The sequence below is a fragment of the Bacillus sp. Nf3 genome, from assembly GCF_003028545.1.
GTDB lineage: Bacteria > Bacillota > Bacilli > Bacillales > Bacillaceae > Bacillus > Bacillus safensis.
Map to the genome: position 1 here is coordinate 34,748 of NZ_PYUA01000011.1, position 12,671 is coordinate 47,418.

A 12,671-nucleotide genomic window follows, 5' to 3' on the forward strand; every position below is an offset into this window, starting at 1 on the left:
TAGAAAACACATATTATAGGAGGTGTGACTAATGACCAAAGGAATCTTAGGTAGAAAAATTGGTATGACGCAAGTATTCGCAGAAAACGGTGATCTTATCCCTGTAACTGTTGTTGAGGCTGCTGCTAACGTTGTTCTTCAAAAGAAGACTGTTGACACGGATGGCTATGAAGCAATCCAAATCGGTTTTGATGACAAACGTGAAAAGCTTTCTAACAAACCAGAGAAAGGCCACGTTGCTAAAGCGGAAACTGCTCCTAAGCGCTTCGTAAAAGAATTACGCGGTGCGGAGTTAGATGCGTATGAAGTTGGTCAGGAAGTCAAAGTTGATATTTTCGCAAATGGAGATATCGTAGATGTAACAGGAACATCAAAAGGTAAAGGATTCCAAGGGGCTATCAAACGCCACGGACAATCACGCGGACCAATGACTCACGGTTCACGTTACCACCGTCGTCCTGGTTCAATGGGACCTGTTGATCCAAACCGTGTATTCAAAGGTAAACTTCTTCCAGGTCGTATGGGCGGAGAGCAAATCACTGTCCAAAACCTTGAGATCGTTAAAGTTGATGCAGAACGCAATCTTCTATTGATCAAAGGAAACGTACCAGGAGCTAAAAAATCTCTAGTAACTGTAAAGAGTGCAGTTAAATCTAAATAACTCTCTTAGGAAAGGAGGAAACAAGTCATGCCAAAAGTAGCATTATTTAACCAAAACGGTTCTACTAACGGTGAAATCGAATTAAACGCTTCTGTGTTTGGAATTGAGCCAAACGAAAGCGTAGTATTCGATGCTATTCTTATGCAAAGAGCTTCCTTACGTCAAGGAACTCACAAAGTAAAAACTCGTTCTGAAGTACGTGGCGGAGGTCGTAAGCCTTGGAGACAGAAGGGTACAGGTCGTGCTCGTCAAGGTTCTATCCGTTCACCACAATGGCGCGGAGGCGGTATCGTATTCGGTCCAACACCACGCAGCTATTCTTATAAATTACCTAAAAAAGTTCGCCGCTTGGCTATCAAGTCAGTATTGTCTTCTAAAGTAATCGACAACAACATCATCGTTCTTGAAGATCTGACTCTTGATGCAGTGAAAACGAAAGAATTCGCAGGCATCCTTAAAGGATTATCTGTTGAGAAGAAAGCGTTGATCGTCACTGCGGATGCAAACGAAACAGTTGCTTTATCTGCTCGTAACATCCCTGGAGTAACAGTTGTTGAAGCTAACGGTATCAACGTTCTTGACGTTGTCAACCACGACAAACTTCTGATCACTAAAGCAGCGGTTGAAAAAGTAGAGGAGGGACTTGCATAATGAAAGATCCTCGTGATGTTCTAAAGCGCCCTATCATTACTGAACGTTCTGCTGATCTAATGACAGAGAAGAAGTACACGTTCGAAGTTGATGTCAGAGCTAACAAAACAGAAGTGAAAGACGCTGTTGAAGAAATCTTTGGAGTGAAAGTTGAGAAAGTCAACGTTCAAAACTACAAAGGAAAATCAAAACGCGTTGGACGCTACACTGGTATGACTAGCCGTCGCAGAAAAGCGATCGTGAAATTAACTGCTGACAGCAAAGAAATCGAAATTTTTGAAGCGTAAATCTTAAAAAGAAGGAGGGAAATTCAAAATGGCGATTAAAAAGTATAAACCAACCAGTAATGGTCGTCGTGGCATGACTACTTCAGATTTTGCTGAAATCACGACTGACAAACCAGAAAAATCGTTGCTTGCACCGCTACACAAAAAAGGCGGACGTAACAACCAAGGTAGATTGACTGTTCGTCATCAAGGTGGCGGTCACAAACGTCAATACCGTATCATCGACTTTAAGCGTGATAAAGACGGTATACCTGGACGCGTTGCTACAATCGAGTATGATCCAAACCGTTCAGCGAACATCGCTCTTGTAAACTATGCAGATGGTGAGAAACGTTACATTCTTGCTCCGAAAGGAATCCAAGTTGGTACTGAAGTTACTTCTGGACCAGAAGCTGACATCAAACCAGGTAATGCTCTTCCACTTATCAACATCCCAGTTGGTACAGTTGTGCATAACATTGAATTAAAACCAGGTAAAGGTGGACAATTAGTTCGTTCTGCTGGTACTTCTGCTCAAGTTCTAGGTAAAGAAGGTAAATACGTTCTTGTACGTTTGAACTCAGGAGAAGTTCGCATGATTCTTTCTGCTTGCCGTGCGACTATCGGTCAAGTTGGAAACGAGCAACACGAATTAATTAACATCGGTAAAGCTGGACGTTCTCGCTGGAAAGGCGTACGCCCAACAGTTCGTGGTTCTGTAATGAACCCTAACGATCACCCACACGGTGGTGGTGAAGGACGCGCTCCAATCGGACGTAAATCACCAATGTCTCCATGGGGTAAACCGACTCTTGGATTCAAGACTCGTAAGAAAACCAACAAGTCTGATAAATTCATTGTACGTCGTCGTAAAAACAAGTAACGGGGTTGTCTACGGTTCATTTAGGACCGTAGTTCAATCACGAAGGGAGGTTCCACAATGGCTCGCAGCTTAAAAAAAGGACCATTTGTTGATGATCATTTGATGGCTAAAGTCGAGAAATTGAATGAAACTGACAAAAAGCAAGTCGTAAAAACTTGGTCTCGTCGTTCTACAATTTTCCCACAATTCATCGGTCACACAATCGCTGTCTATGACGGACGCAAACATGTACCTGTTTTCATTTCTGAAGATATGGTAGGTCACAAATTGGGCGAATTCGCACCAAGCCGTACTTACAAAGGTCATGCTAGTGACGATAAAAAAACAAGACGCTAATGAGAGGAGGCTTTTAAATGCAAGCTAAAGCTGTCGCAAGAACAGTCCGTATTGCTCCTCGTAAAGCACGTCTAGTAATGGACCTGATCCGAGGTAAGCAAGTAGGAGAAGCAGTTTCTATCTTAAACCTTACACCTAAGGCTGCTTCACCAATTATTGAAAAAGTATTAAAATCTGCTATCGCAAACGCTGAGCACAACTACGAGTTGGACGCTAACAGCCTAGTGATTACTCAAGCATTCGTTGACGAAGGTCCAACACTTAAGAGATTCCGTCCACGTGCTATGGGTCGTGCGAGCGCAATTAACAAACGTACTAGCCACATTACAATCGTTGTATCAGAAAAGAAGGAGGGATAATCCGTGGGTCAAAAGGTAAATCCAGTAGGTCTTCGTATTGGCGTCATTCGTGATTGGGAATCTAAATGGTTCGCAGGAAAAGATTACGCTGACTTCTTACATGAAGACTTGAAAATCCGTGAATTCATCAGCAAGCGTTTGTCTGACGCGTCTGTTTCTAAAGTAGAAATCGAACGTGCTGCAAACCGCGTAAATATCACAATCCACACGGCTAAACCAGGTATGGTAATTGGTAAAGGCGGATCTGAAGTTGAAGCACTTCGTAAAGCTCTTAACAGCCTAACTGGCAAACGTGTACACATCAACATTCTTGAAATCAAGAGAGCAGATCTTGATGCTCAGCTAGTTGCTGAAAACATCGCTCGTCAACTTGAAAACCGTATTTCATTCCGTCGTGCACAAAAACAAACAATCCAACGCACAATGCGTGCTGGAGCACAAGGAATCAAAACAATGGTTTCTGGTCGTCTTGGCGGTGCAGATATTGCTCGTTCTGAATATTACAGTGAAGGTACTGTTCCATTGCACACACTTCGTGCTGACATCGACTATGCTACTGCTGAAGCTGATACTACTTATGGTAAGCTTGGCGTAAAAGTATGGATCTATCGTGGAGAAGTCCTTCCAACTAAGAAGAATACTGCGGAAGGAGGAAAATAATATGTTATTGCCAAAACGCGTGAAGTATCGCAGAGAACATCGTGGAAAAATGCGTGGTCGTGCAAAAGGCGGTACTGAAGTACATTTCGGTGAGTACGGTATCCAAGCTCTTGAAGCTTCTTGGATCACAAACCGTCAAATCGAAGCTGCTCGTATTGCTATGACTCGTTACATGAAACGTGGCGGTAAAGTTTGGATTAAAATTTTCCCTTCTAAGCCATACACAGCTAAACCTCTAGAGGTCCGCATGGGTTCCGGTAAAGGTGCTCCAGAAGGATGGGTAGCTGTAGTAAAACCGGGCAAAGTTTTATTTGAAATTTCTGGTGTGTCTGAAGAAGTGGCTCGTGAAGCTCTTCGTCTTGCATCTCACAAATTGCCAATTAAAACGAAGTTCGTAAAACGTGAAGAAATTGGTGGTGAATCAAATGAAAGCTAATGAAATTCGTGACCTTACCACTGCTGAAATTGAACAAAAAGTAAAGTCTCTTAAAGAAGAACTTTTCAATCTTCGTTTCCAATTAGCGACTGGGCAGCTTGAAAATACTGCTCGCATTCGTGAAGTGCGTAAATCAATCGCACGCATGAAAACTGTGATTCGTCAAAGAGAAATCGCTGCTAATAAATAATAATTAGAGGGGAGGCCCCGCAAACATGAGCGAACGTAACCAACGTAAAGTGTATCAAGGTCGTGTTGTTTCTGACAAAATGGATAAAACCATCACTGTTGTAGTTGAAACATACAAAAAGCATTCACTTTATGGCAAACGTGTAAGATACTCTAAAAAGTTCAAAGCACATGATGAAAACAACCAAGCAAAAATCGGAGACATCGTAAAGGTCATGGAAACTCGTCCTTTATCTGCGACTAAACGCTTTCGTCTAGTTGAAGTTGTCGAAGAAGCCGTTATTATCTAATAAAGTTCGGATTTCTTTTTCCGAAAGGAGGTAACATTAATGATTCAACAGGAGACTCGTTTAAAAGTAGCTGACAACTCTGGCGCACGCGAAGTACTAACGATTAAAGTTCTTGGTGGCTCTGGACGTAAAACGGCTAACATCGGTGATGTCATTGTTTGTACGGTTAAACAAGCAACACCTGGAGGCGTTGTCAAAAAAGGTGAAGTTGTGAAAGCAGTTATCGTTCGTACTAAGAGCGGAGCTCGCAGAAACGATGGATCTTACATCAGTTTCGACGAAAATGCTTGTGTCATCATCCGTGACGACAAGAGCCCACGTGGAACTCGTATCTTCGGACCAGTAGCACGTGAACTTCGTGAAAACAACTATATGAAAATTGTTTCTCTAGCACCAGAAGTACTTTAATGAATACAATCCGCGACTCAAGGAGGTGCGATTAAATGCATGTTAAAAAGGGCGATAAAGTAGTGGTTATCTCTGGTAAAGATAAAGGTAAACAAGGTGTCATCCTTGCTGCTTTCCCTAAAAAGGAACGTGTTTTAGTAGAAGGTATTAACCTTGTGAAAAAACACTCTAAACCAACCCAAGCTAACCCTCAAGGCGGAATTTCTGAACAAGAAGCGCCAATCCACGTATCAAACGTAATGCCGCTTGATCCTAAAACTGGTGAAGTGACACGTGTTGGGTATAAAGTTGAGGACGGAAAGAAAGTCCGTGTAGCGAAAAAATCTGGGCAAGTTCTAGATAAATAGTAAATAAGGAAGGGAGGTCTTTCTCATGAACCGCCTTAAAGAAAAGTATGTAAAAGAAATTACACCTGCATTAGTTTCTAAGTTTGAATACACTTCAGTAATGCAAGTGCCAAAAATCGAAAAAATCGTGATCAACATGGGTGTTGGTGACGCCGTTCAAAACGCTAAAGCAATCGATACTGCTGTTGAAGAATTAACGTTTATCGCTGGTCAAAAACCTGTCGTTACTCGTGCGAAGAAGTCTATTGCTGGATTCCGTCTACGTGAAGGAATGCCAATCGGTGCGAAAGTAACACTTCGCGGAGAGCGCATGTATGATTTCCTTGATAAACTTATTTCTGTGTCTTTACCACGTGTACGTGACTTCCGCGGGATTTCTAAGAAATCTTTCGACGGTCGTGGAAACTACACGCTTGGTATTAAAGAACAGTTAATCTTCCCAGAAATTGATTACGATAAAGTAACAAAGGTCCGCGGTATGGATATCGTTATCGTTACTACTGCCAATACGGACGAAGAAGCACGTGAGTTATTAACTCAAGTAGGTATGCCGTTCCAGAAATAATCAATGAAAGGGAGGCGAAATCGTGGCTAAAAAGTCTATGATTGCGAAACAACAACGCAAACAAAAGTTTAAAGTTCAAGAGTATACGCGCTGCGAACGTTGTGGACGTCCACATTCAGTTATTCGTAAGTTTAAACTTTGCCGTATTTGTTTCCGCGAACTTGCATATAAAGGACAAATTCCTGGCGTTAAAAAAGCCAGCTGGTAATCCCCATAAATGGGAAGGAGGTTATTAAATAATGGTTATGACAGATCCGATTGCAGATTTGCTGACTCGTATTCGCAATGCGAACATGGTACGTCATGAGAAGCTAGAAGTACCGGCTTCAAAAATCAAAAGAGAAATTGCTGAAATCTTAAAGCGTGAAGGTTTTATCCGTGACGTTGAGTACGTCGAAGACAGCAAACAAGGAATTATCCGTTTGTTCCTTAAATACGGCCAAAACAACGAACGTGTTATCACTGGTCTTAAAAGAATCAGTAAACCTGGTTTACGCGTATATGCGAAATCAAATGAAGTACCACGTGTACTTAACGGACTTGGAATCGCAATTATTTCTACATCACAAGGTGTTTTATCGGACAAAGAAGCCCGTGCTAAACAAGCTGGTGGAGAAGTACTTGCTTACGTATGGTAAAAAAAGTTTAAGATGAATGGAGGTGCTTGGTATGTCTCGTATAGGTAAAAAACTAATCGAGATCCCTTCAGGAGTAACTGTGACAAACAACGATAACACAGTGACAGTAAAGGGACCAAAAGGTGAACTAACTCGTGCATTTCACCCTGATATGGAAATTAAAATTGAGGACAACGTCTTAACTGTAAGCCGTCCGTCTGAAAATAAAGAACACCGTGCATTACATGGTACAACACGTAGCTTGATTGCTAACATGGTTGAAGGTGTATCTAAAGGTTTCGAAAGAGGTTTAGAACTTATCGGTGTCGGTTACCGTGCAGCTAAATCTGGAAACAAACTTGTTCTTAACGTTGGATACTCTCACCCAGTTGAAATCGTTCCTGAGGCTGGAGTTGAAGTAGAAGTTCCATCTCAAACGAAAGTAATCGTTAAAGGTATCGATAAAGAGCGTGTAGGAGCTCTAGCTTCTAACATCCGCGCTGTCCGTGCTCCAGAGCCTTACAAAGGTAAAGGAATTCGTTACGAAGGTGAATTCGTTCGCCGTAAAGAAGGAAAAACTGGTAAGTAAGATCGCTTAAAGTGAAGAAAGGAGTGACTCGGATGATTACGAAAACTAGCAAAAACGCTACTCGTCTTAAAAGACATGCTCGTGTTCGTGCGAAACTTTCAGGTACTGCTGAAAGACCTCGCCTTAACGTTTTCCGTTCTAACAAGAATATCTACGCTCAAGTAATTGATGATGTTAACGGTGTAACACTTGTAAGTGCTTCTACTCTTGATAAAGAGTTAAAGATCGAGAATAGTTCTGACACTGCAGCTGCTACGAAAGTTGGCGAACTTGTTGCAAAACGTGCTGTTGAAAAAGGAATCTCTAACGTGGTATTTGACCGCGGAGGATACCTATATCATGGACGTGTAAAAGCTCTAGCTGAAGCTGCTCGTGAGGCTGGACTTAAATTTTAATAAAAGAAGGAGGGACACATCCGAATGAGTCGTATTGACCCAAGCAAATTAGAGTTAGAAGAACGCTTAGTTACGGTTAACCGCGTAGCGAAAGTTGTTAAAGGTGGACGTCGTTTCCGTTTTGCAGCTTTAGTTGTTGTCGGTGACAAAAACGGTCATGTAGGTTTCGGTACTGGTAAAGCACAAGAAGTACCAGAAGCGATCCGCAAAGCTGTTGAAGATGCGAAAAAGAATTTAATTGAAGTACCAATGGTTGGAACTACAATTCCACATGAAATCATCGGTCGATTCGGTGCAGGAAACGTTCTATTGAAGCCTGCTTCAGAAGGTACAGGAGTTATCGCTGGAGGCCCAGTGCGTGCGGTACTTGAGCTTGCTGGTCTAGCTGATATCCTTTCTAAATCTCTAGGTTCTAATACACCGATCAACATGATCCGCGCAACACTTCAAGGTTTAAGTGAGCTTAAACGTGCTGAAGATGTAGCGAAGCTTCGTGGAAAATCTGTAGAAGACCTGTTAGGATAAGGAGGGAACAATAATGGCAAATAAATTAGAAATTACCCTCAAACGCAGTGTAATCGGTCGCCCTGAAGATCAGCGTGTCACTGTTCGTACTCTTGGTCTTAAGAAAACAAACCAAACAGTCGTACATGAAGACAATGCAGCGATCCGCGGCATGATTAACAAGGTGTCTCATTTAGTTTCTGTTAAAGAACAATAAAACATTTTTAATCGATAAGGAGGTGCCCAAATGAAACTTCATGAATTGAAGCCTTCAGAAGGTTCACGTAAAGTACGCAACCGTGTTGGTCGTGGTATTGGATCAGGTAACGGTAAAACTTCTGGTAAAGGTCATAAAGGTCAAAACGCTCGTTCTGGCGGCGGTGTACGCCCTGGTTTCGAAGGTGGTCAGATGCCTTTATTCCAACGCCTTCCAAAACGTGGTTTTACAAACATCAACCGTAAAGATTACGCGGTAATCAACTTAGACAGATTAAACAGTTTTGACGAAGGAACGGAAGTAACTCCTGAACTTCTTCTAGAGACTGGTGCAATAAGCAAGTTAAAAGCAGGAGTAAAAATTCTTGGCAACGGTAAATTAGAAAAAAAATTAACTGTAAAAGCCAATAAATTCTCTGCTTCTGCGAAAGAAGCGATTGAAGCTGCTGGCGGTACAGCCGAGGTGATCTAACTTGTTTAAGACAATCTCCAATTTTATGCGCGTGAAAGATATACGGAATAAGATTATATTCACACTTTTAATGTTAGTCGTCTTTCGTATAGGTGCTTTCATCCCTGTGCCTAATGTGAACGCCGAAGTTCTCCAGGCACAGGATCAAATGAGCGTTTTCGGAATCCTCAACACGTTTGGGGGCGGGGCACTTTTCCAATTCTCCATTCTTGCAATGGGGATTATGCCGTATATCACTGCTTCGATCATCATTCAGCTCTTGCAGATGGATGTTGTTCCGAAGTTTACTGAGTGGTCAAAGCAAGGAGAGGTTGGCCGCCGAAAGTTAGCACAATTCACAAGGTATTTTACAATTGTTCTAGGATTTATCCAGGCGTTAGGAATGTCATATGGATTCAACAATATGGCAGGAGGCATGCTGATTGAAAACCCTGGTGTATCAACGTATCTCTTAATTGCGGTCGTACTCACTGCGGGAACAGCATTTTTAATGTGGCTGGGCGAGCAGATCACTGCTCACGGTGTTGGTAACGGTATTTCGATTATTATCTTTTCCGGTATCATCGCTGGTATCCCTCAAACATTAAAACAAGTGTACGCTCAACAATTTGTAGGTGGAGATGGACAGCTGTTCATGCAAATCCTTAAAATTGCCCTTATTGTAATTGCCATTCTTGTCATTGTTATCGGTGTTATTTACATTCAAATGGCAGTGAGAAAGATTGCAATTCAATATTCAAAAGGTACTGGTCGTGCACAAATGTCTGCTAGTCAAGCAACGCACCTTCCGTTGAAAGTGAATCCAGCAGGGGTGATTCCAGTCATCTTTGCCGTTTCTTTCATTATTACTCCGCAGACGATCGCATCGTTCTTCGGAACCAATAATGTGACAACTTGGATAACCAACAACTTTGACTATACTAAGCCAATCGGTATGACGATTTATGTAGCACTGATTGTTGCTTTCACATATTTTTATGCCTTTGTCCAAGTCAATCCTGAACAAATGGCTGAAAATCTGCAAAAGCAGGGTGGCTATATCCCGGGAGTTCGTCCAGGGAAAATGACTCAAGATAGAATTACGAGCATTTTGTACCGACTCACGTTTGTGGGCGCCATTTTCTTAGCCGTGATTTCAATACTTCCTATCTTTTTCATTCAATTCGCTGGATTACCTTCCGCTGCACAAATTGGCGGCACAAGTCTTCTCATTGTTGTAGGTGTTGCACTTGAAACAATGAAACAGCTTGAAAGCCAATTAGTGAAACGAAATTACCGTGGATTTATGAAATAAAACAGAGGGCTGGGCAGCTGCCCAACCTCTCTAAGTAAGGAAGGGGAAATCCGAAATGAACTTAGTCTTAATGGGGCTTCCGGGTGCTGGTAAAGGCACTCAGGCAGAACGAATTGTTGATGATTATGGGATCCCTCATATCTCAACAGGAGATATGTTCCGCGCTGCTATGAAAGAGGAGACACAACTTGGGCTCGAAGCAAAATCCTTTATCGATAAAGGAGAGCTTGTTCCTGATGAGGTCACAATCGGTATTGTTAGAGAAAGACTTGGCAAAAATGATTGTGAACAAGGTTTTCTTCTGGACGGATTTCCGCGAACAGTCGCTCAGGCTGAAGCTTTAGAAGAAATTCTAAAGGACCTTGGCAGAACGATTGATTATGTCATTAATATTAAAGTCGATAAAGATGCTTTGATGGAGCGTCTGACTGGCCGAAGAATTTGCAAAAATTGCGGAGCAACATATCATTTAGTATTTAATCCACCTGCGAAAGAAAATGTTTGTGACAAGTGTGGAGGCGAGCTTTATCAACGTGCAGATGATAATGCAGAAACCGTTTCGACTAGACTTGAAGTGAACTTAAAGCAGACTGAACCTTTACTGAACTTCTATTCAGAAAAAGGATATCTTGCAAACATTGATGGTGCGAAGCACATTAACGATGTATATGCAGATATCAAGGACCTGCTTGGAGGATTAAATAAATGATTATCTGTAAAACTCCTCGCGAGCTTGAGATTATGAGAGAAGCTGGACGTATTGTCGCACTGACTCATGAAGAGCTGAAGAAACACATAAAACCAGGTATTTCGACAAAAGAATTGGATCAAATTGCCGAACGTTTTATTACAAAGCAGGGTGCAATCCCATCTTTTAAAGGGTATAATGGTTTTCGCGGGAGCATTTGCGTTTCGGTGAATGAAGAACTCGTTCACGGTATTCCTGGTAAACGGGTTTTACGTGATGGTGACATCATTAGTATCGATATTGGCGCAAAGTTAAATGGCTATCATGGTGACTCTGCTTGGACTTATCCAGTTGGGGTAATCAGTGATGAAGACCGCAAACTACTGGAAGTCACAGAGGAATCTCTATATAAAGGCTTACAGGAAGCAAAGCCAGGCGAACGTCTGTCGAACATTTCCCATGCCATACAAACGTATGTTGAAAATGAGAATTTTTCAGTTGTTAGAGAATATGTTGGACATGGGGTCGGACAGGATCTTCATGAGGACCCTCAAATTCCTCATTATGGTCCGCCCAACAAAGGCCCGCGGCTAAAACCTGGGATGGTGTTGGCCATCGAACCGATGGTGAACGCAGGCAGCCGATATGTGAAAACATTGGCTGATAACTGGACGGTTGTAACGGTTGATGGGAAAAAGTGTGCTCATTTTGAGCATACGATTGCGATTACAGATACAGGTTTTGATATACTGACTAAGATTTAGGTCTTCACTGAAGCCTTTCAGGCCCAAATCGGGCAGGTTGTCTGTATAGTCCAAAGAAAGAACAAGATCAGTATACAGGTGTCATCGGCATGTTCGGTGGCTGCCATGTACTAATCGCAGACGGAGAAAAGCGTAAATTTCATTCTCCTAAGAAAAAATATCAATCATATAACCTTTTATGATTGCGTATCTCCGGAAGTTCAGAACAGTATATTCAAAACAGGTCGGGTGATAGATGAACAATTGAGAGATTCTCATTTGGACATTTGTCAGAGAGCAAGTTACTGATTTGAAGAAGGGAGAACACTTGAATGGCGAAAGACGATGTAATTGAAGTGGAAGGTACTGTAGCAGAAACTTTGCCAAATGCAATGTTCAAAGTTGAACTAGAGAATGGTCATACAGTTTTGGCTCATGTATCAGGAAAAATCCGTATGCACTTCATTCGCATTTTACCTGGAGACAAAGTTACGGTAGAATTATCTCCATATGACTTAACTCGTGGTAGAATTACGTACCGTTACAAATAAAGCAACTCCGGAAGAAGGAGGTTGGAAACACATGAAAGTGAGACCATCTGTTAAACCTATCTGTGAAAAATGTAAAGTGATTCGCAGAAAAGGAAAAGTAATGGTGATCTGTGAAAACCCAAAACATAAACAAAAACAAGGCTAATAACAAGGAGGTGCCCAAATCATGGCTCGTATTGCTGGTGTAGATATTCCACGTGATAAGCGTGTTGTCATTTCTTTAACATATGTTTTTGGAATTGGTCGTACGACTGCGCAACAAGTCCTTAAAGAAGCAGGTGTTTCTGAAGACACTCGCGTTCGCGATCTAACTGAAGACGAACTTGGTAAAATCCGTGATATCATTGACAAACTTAAAGTAGAAGGTGACCTTCGTCGTGAAGTTTCACTTAACATTAAGCGTCTAATTGAAATCGGAAGCTACCGCGGAATCCGTCATCGTAGAGGACTTCCTGTTCGTGGACAAAACACAAAAAACAACGCGCGTACTCGTAAAGGTCCGCGTCGTACTGTAGCTAACAAGAAAAAATAAGTAAAGGAGGTAGTTAAAG

26 protein-coding genes and 1 pseudogene are annotated in these 12,671 nt (G+C 41.9%); all 27 read left to right on the forward strand.

What is annotated here, in order from left to right:
- The first annotated feature begins 31 nt into the window (after positions 1–31).
- Positions 32–661 carry a 50S ribosomal protein L3 gene (gene rplC / locus C9414_RS18275; protein ID WP_024425597.1) on the forward strand — a complete coding sequence of 210 codons (630 nt, stop codon included), beginning with the start codon at positions 32–34 and terminating at the stop codon, positions 659–661.
- 27 nt (positions 662–688) lie between these two features.
- Positions 689–1,312, forward strand: coding sequence for a 50S ribosomal protein L4 (gene rplD / locus C9414_RS18280; protein ID WP_007496312.1), 624 nt, complete (start codon positions 689–691; stop codon positions 1,310–1,312).
- The gene (gene rplW, locus C9414_RS18285) at positions 1,312–1,599 is read left to right on the forward strand and encodes a 50S ribosomal protein L23 (protein ID WP_003217016.1); all 288 of its coding nucleotides are present in this window, start codon (positions 1,312–1,314) and stop codon (positions 1,597–1,599) included. Before rplD ends, rplW begins: the two co-directional genes overlap by 1 nt.
- 28 nt (positions 1,600–1,627) lie before the next feature.
- Complete coding sequence (gene rplB, locus C9414_RS18290; protein ID WP_024425599.1) at positions 1,628–2,461, forward strand: 50S ribosomal protein L2; 834 nt, start codon at positions 1,628–1,630, stop codon at positions 2,459–2,461.
- A gap of 57 nt (positions 2,462–2,518) precedes the next feature.
- On the forward strand, positions 2,519–2,797 hold the full coding sequence (gene rpsS, locus C9414_RS18295; protein ID WP_003216920.1) for a 30S ribosomal protein S19: 279 nt from the start codon (positions 2,519–2,521) through the stop codon (positions 2,795–2,797).
- 17 nt (positions 2,798–2,814) lie between these two features.
- Positions 2,815–3,156, forward strand: coding sequence for a 50S ribosomal protein L22 (gene rplV / locus C9414_RS18300; protein WP_007496316.1), 342 nt, complete (start codon positions 2,815–2,817; stop codon positions 3,154–3,156).
- Between the two features lie 3 nt (positions 3,157–3,159).
- Complete coding sequence (gene rpsC / locus C9414_RS18305; RefSeq protein ID WP_003217241.1) at positions 3,160–3,816, forward strand: 30S ribosomal protein S3; 657 nt, start codon at positions 3,160–3,162, stop codon at positions 3,814–3,816.
- A 1-nt stretch (position 3,817) separates the two neighbouring features.
- Positions 3,818–4,252 carry a 50S ribosomal protein L16 gene (rplP, locus tag C9414_RS18310; protein WP_003156478.1) on the forward strand — a complete coding sequence of 145 codons (435 nt, stop codon included), beginning with the start codon at positions 3,818–3,820 and terminating at the stop codon, positions 4,250–4,252.
- Positions 4,242–4,442 (forward strand): 50S ribosomal protein L29, encoded by a 201-nt coding sequence (rpmC, locus tag C9414_RS18315; RefSeq protein ID WP_003217155.1) that lies wholly within the window; start codon positions 4,242–4,244, stop codon positions 4,440–4,442. Before rplP ends, rpmC begins: the two co-directional genes overlap by 11 nt.
- A 25-nt stretch (positions 4,443–4,467) precedes the next feature.
- Entirely contained in the window at positions 4,468–4,731 is a 264-nt protein-coding gene (rpsQ, locus tag C9414_RS18320; RefSeq protein WP_003216906.1) for a 30S ribosomal protein S17, read from the forward strand.
- A gap of 39 nt (positions 4,732–4,770) precedes the next feature.
- Positions 4,771–5,139, forward strand: a complete 369-nt coding sequence (gene rplN / locus C9414_RS18325) for a 50S ribosomal protein L14 (RefSeq protein WP_003216882.1) — start codon at positions 4,771–4,773, stop codon at positions 5,137–5,139.
- A 35-nt stretch (positions 5,140–5,174) separates the two neighbouring features.
- A complete protein-coding gene (rplX, locus tag C9414_RS18330; RefSeq protein WP_008356538.1) occupies positions 5,175–5,486 on the forward strand; it encodes a 50S ribosomal protein L24 in 312 nt (103 codons plus the stop codon).
- A 25-nt stretch (positions 5,487–5,511) separates the two neighbouring features.
- The gene (gene rplE / locus C9414_RS18335; protein ID WP_024425600.1) at positions 5,512–6,051 is read left to right on the forward strand and encodes a 50S ribosomal protein L5; all 540 of its coding nucleotides are present in this window, start codon (positions 5,512–5,514) and stop codon (positions 6,049–6,051) included.
- Positions 6,052–6,073: 22 nt separating this feature from the next.
- A complete protein-coding gene (rpsN, locus tag C9414_RS18340; RefSeq protein WP_008356542.1) occupies positions 6,074–6,259 on the forward strand; it encodes a 30S ribosomal protein S14 in 186 nt (61 codons plus the stop codon).
- A gap of 31 nt (positions 6,260–6,290) precedes the next feature.
- Positions 6,291–6,689 (forward strand): 30S ribosomal protein S8, encoded by a 399-nt coding sequence (rpsH, locus tag C9414_RS18345; protein WP_007496327.1) that lies wholly within the window; start codon positions 6,291–6,293, stop codon positions 6,687–6,689.
- Between the two features lie 31 nt (positions 6,690–6,720).
- Positions 6,721–7,257: a 50S ribosomal protein L6 gene (rplF, locus tag C9414_RS18350; protein WP_008345395.1), complete on the forward strand. Its 537-nt coding sequence runs from the start codon at positions 6,721–6,723 to the stop codon at positions 7,255–7,257.
- A gap of 32 nt (positions 7,258–7,289) precedes the next feature.
- On the forward strand, positions 7,290–7,652 hold the full coding sequence (gene rplR / locus C9414_RS18355) for a 50S ribosomal protein L18 (protein WP_008356544.1): 363 nt from the start codon (positions 7,290–7,292) through the stop codon (positions 7,650–7,652).
- Between the two features lie 24 nt (positions 7,653–7,676).
- Positions 7,677–8,177, forward strand: coding sequence for a 30S ribosomal protein S5 (gene rpsE, locus C9414_RS18360; RefSeq protein WP_007496332.1), 501 nt, complete (start codon positions 7,677–7,679; stop codon positions 8,175–8,177).
- 13 nt (positions 8,178–8,190) lie between these two features.
- Entirely contained in the window at positions 8,191–8,373 is a 183-nt protein-coding gene (rpmD, locus tag C9414_RS18365) for a 50S ribosomal protein L30 (protein WP_003217067.1), read from the forward strand.
- Between the two features lie 30 nt (positions 8,374–8,403).
- Positions 8,404–8,844: a 50S ribosomal protein L15 gene (gene rplO / locus C9414_RS18370; protein WP_003216888.1), complete on the forward strand. Its 441-nt coding sequence runs from the start codon at positions 8,404–8,406 to the stop codon at positions 8,842–8,844.
- A gap of 1 nt (position 8,845) precedes the next feature.
- Positions 8,846–10,138, forward strand: coding sequence for a preprotein translocase subunit SecY (gene secY, locus C9414_RS18375; RefSeq protein ID WP_047203799.1), 1,293 nt, complete (start codon positions 8,846–8,848; stop codon positions 10,136–10,138).
- Positions 10,139–10,193: 55 nt separating this feature from the next.
- Positions 10,194–10,847, forward strand: coding sequence for an adenylate kinase (locus C9414_RS18380; RefSeq protein WP_024425604.1), 654 nt, complete (start codon positions 10,194–10,196; stop codon positions 10,845–10,847).
- On the forward strand, positions 10,844–11,590 hold the full coding sequence (gene map / locus C9414_RS18385; RefSeq protein ID WP_003217210.1) for a type I methionyl aminopeptidase: 747 nt from the start codon (positions 10,844–10,846) through the stop codon (positions 11,588–11,590). Before C9414_RS18380 ends, map begins: the two co-directional genes overlap by 4 nt.
- A gap of 27 nt (positions 11,591–11,617) precedes the next feature.
- A pseudogene (locus C9414_RS20570) lies at positions 11,618–11,924 on the forward strand (KOW domain-containing RNA-binding protein).
- On the forward strand, positions 11,902–12,120 hold the full coding sequence (gene infA / locus C9414_RS18395) for a translation initiation factor IF-1 (RefSeq protein WP_003217190.1): 219 nt from the start codon (positions 11,902–11,904) through the stop codon (positions 12,118–12,120). Before C9414_RS20570 ends, infA begins: the two are co-directional and overlap by 23 nt.
- Positions 12,121–12,151: 31 nt before the next feature.
- Positions 12,152–12,265 carry a 50S ribosomal protein L36 gene (gene rpmJ, locus C9414_RS18400; RefSeq protein ID WP_003156543.1) on the forward strand — a complete coding sequence of 38 codons (114 nt, stop codon included), beginning with the start codon at positions 12,152–12,154 and terminating at the stop codon, positions 12,263–12,265.
- 21 nt (positions 12,266–12,286) lie between these two features.
- Complete coding sequence (gene rpsM, locus C9414_RS18405) at positions 12,287–12,652, forward strand: 30S ribosomal protein S13 (protein WP_003217023.1); 366 nt, start codon at positions 12,287–12,289, stop codon at positions 12,650–12,652.
- Positions 12,653–12,671 lie beyond the last annotated feature (19 nt).

Excerpts from the sequence above, each read along its gene's own strand:
- rplC (WP_024425597.1), top strand. The coding sequence starts at position 32 with ATGACCAAAGGAATCTTAGGTAGAAAAATTGGTATGACGCAAGTATTC.
- rplD (WP_007496312.1), top strand. The coding sequence starts at position 689 with ATGCCAAAAGTAGCATTATTTAACCAAAACGGTTCTACTAACGGTGAA.
- rplW (WP_003217016.1), top strand. The coding sequence starts at position 1,312 with ATGAAAGATCCTCGTGATGTTCTAAAGCGCCCTATCATTACTGAACGT.
- rplB (WP_024425599.1), top strand. The coding sequence starts at position 1,628 with ATGGCGATTAAAAAGTATAAACCAACCAGTAATGGTCGTCGTGGCATG.
- rpsS (WP_003216920.1), top strand. The coding sequence starts at position 2,519 with ATGGCTCGCAGCTTAAAAAAAGGACCATTTGTTGATGATCATTTGATG.
- rplV (WP_007496316.1), top strand. The coding sequence starts at position 2,815 with ATGCAAGCTAAAGCTGTCGCAAGAACAGTCCGTATTGCTCCTCGTAAA.
- rplP (WP_003156478.1), top strand. The coding sequence starts at position 3,818 with ATGTTATTGCCAAAACGCGTGAAGTATCGCAGAGAACATCGTGGAAAA.
- rpmC (WP_003217155.1), top strand. The coding sequence starts at position 4,242 with ATGAAAGCTAATGAAATTCGTGACCTTACCACTGCTGAAATTGAACAA.
- rpsQ (WP_003216906.1), top strand. The coding sequence starts at position 4,468 with ATGAGCGAACGTAACCAACGTAAAGTGTATCAAGGTCGTGTTGTTTCT.
- rplN (WP_003216882.1), top strand. The coding sequence starts at position 4,771 with ATGATTCAACAGGAGACTCGTTTAAAAGTAGCTGACAACTCTGGCGCA.
- rplX (WP_008356538.1), top strand. The coding sequence starts at position 5,175 with ATGCATGTTAAAAAGGGCGATAAAGTAGTGGTTATCTCTGGTAAAGAT.
- rplE (WP_024425600.1), top strand. The coding sequence starts at position 5,512 with ATGAACCGCCTTAAAGAAAAGTATGTAAAAGAAATTACACCTGCATTA.
- rpsH (WP_007496327.1), top strand. The coding sequence starts at position 6,291 with ATGGTTATGACAGATCCGATTGCAGATTTGCTGACTCGTATTCGCAAT.
- rplF (WP_008345395.1), top strand. The coding sequence starts at position 6,721 with ATGTCTCGTATAGGTAAAAAACTAATCGAGATCCCTTCAGGAGTAACT.
- rplR (WP_008356544.1), top strand. The coding sequence starts at position 7,290 with ATGATTACGAAAACTAGCAAAAACGCTACTCGTCTTAAAAGACATGCT.
- rpsE (WP_007496332.1), top strand. The coding sequence starts at position 7,677 with ATGAGTCGTATTGACCCAAGCAAATTAGAGTTAGAAGAACGCTTAGTT.
- rpmD (WP_003217067.1), top strand. The coding sequence starts at position 8,191 with ATGGCAAATAAATTAGAAATTACCCTCAAACGCAGTGTAATCGGTCGC.
- rplO (WP_003216888.1), top strand. The coding sequence starts at position 8,404 with ATGAAACTTCATGAATTGAAGCCTTCAGAAGGTTCACGTAAAGTACGC.
- C9414_RS18380 (WP_024425604.1), top strand. The coding sequence starts at position 10,194 with ATGAACTTAGTCTTAATGGGGCTTCCGGGTGCTGGTAAAGGCACTCAG.
- map (WP_003217210.1), top strand. The coding sequence starts at position 10,844 with ATGATTATCTGTAAAACTCCTCGCGAGCTTGAGATTATGAGAGAAGCT.
- infA (WP_003217190.1), top strand. The coding sequence starts at position 11,902 with ATGGCGAAAGACGATGTAATTGAAGTGGAAGGTACTGTAGCAGAAACT.
- rpmJ (WP_003156543.1), top strand. The coding sequence starts at position 12,152 with ATGAAAGTGAGACCATCTGTTAAACCTATCTGTGAAAAATGTAAAGTG.
- rpsM (WP_003217023.1), top strand. The coding sequence starts at position 12,287 with ATGGCTCGTATTGCTGGTGTAGATATTCCACGTGATAAGCGTGTTGTC.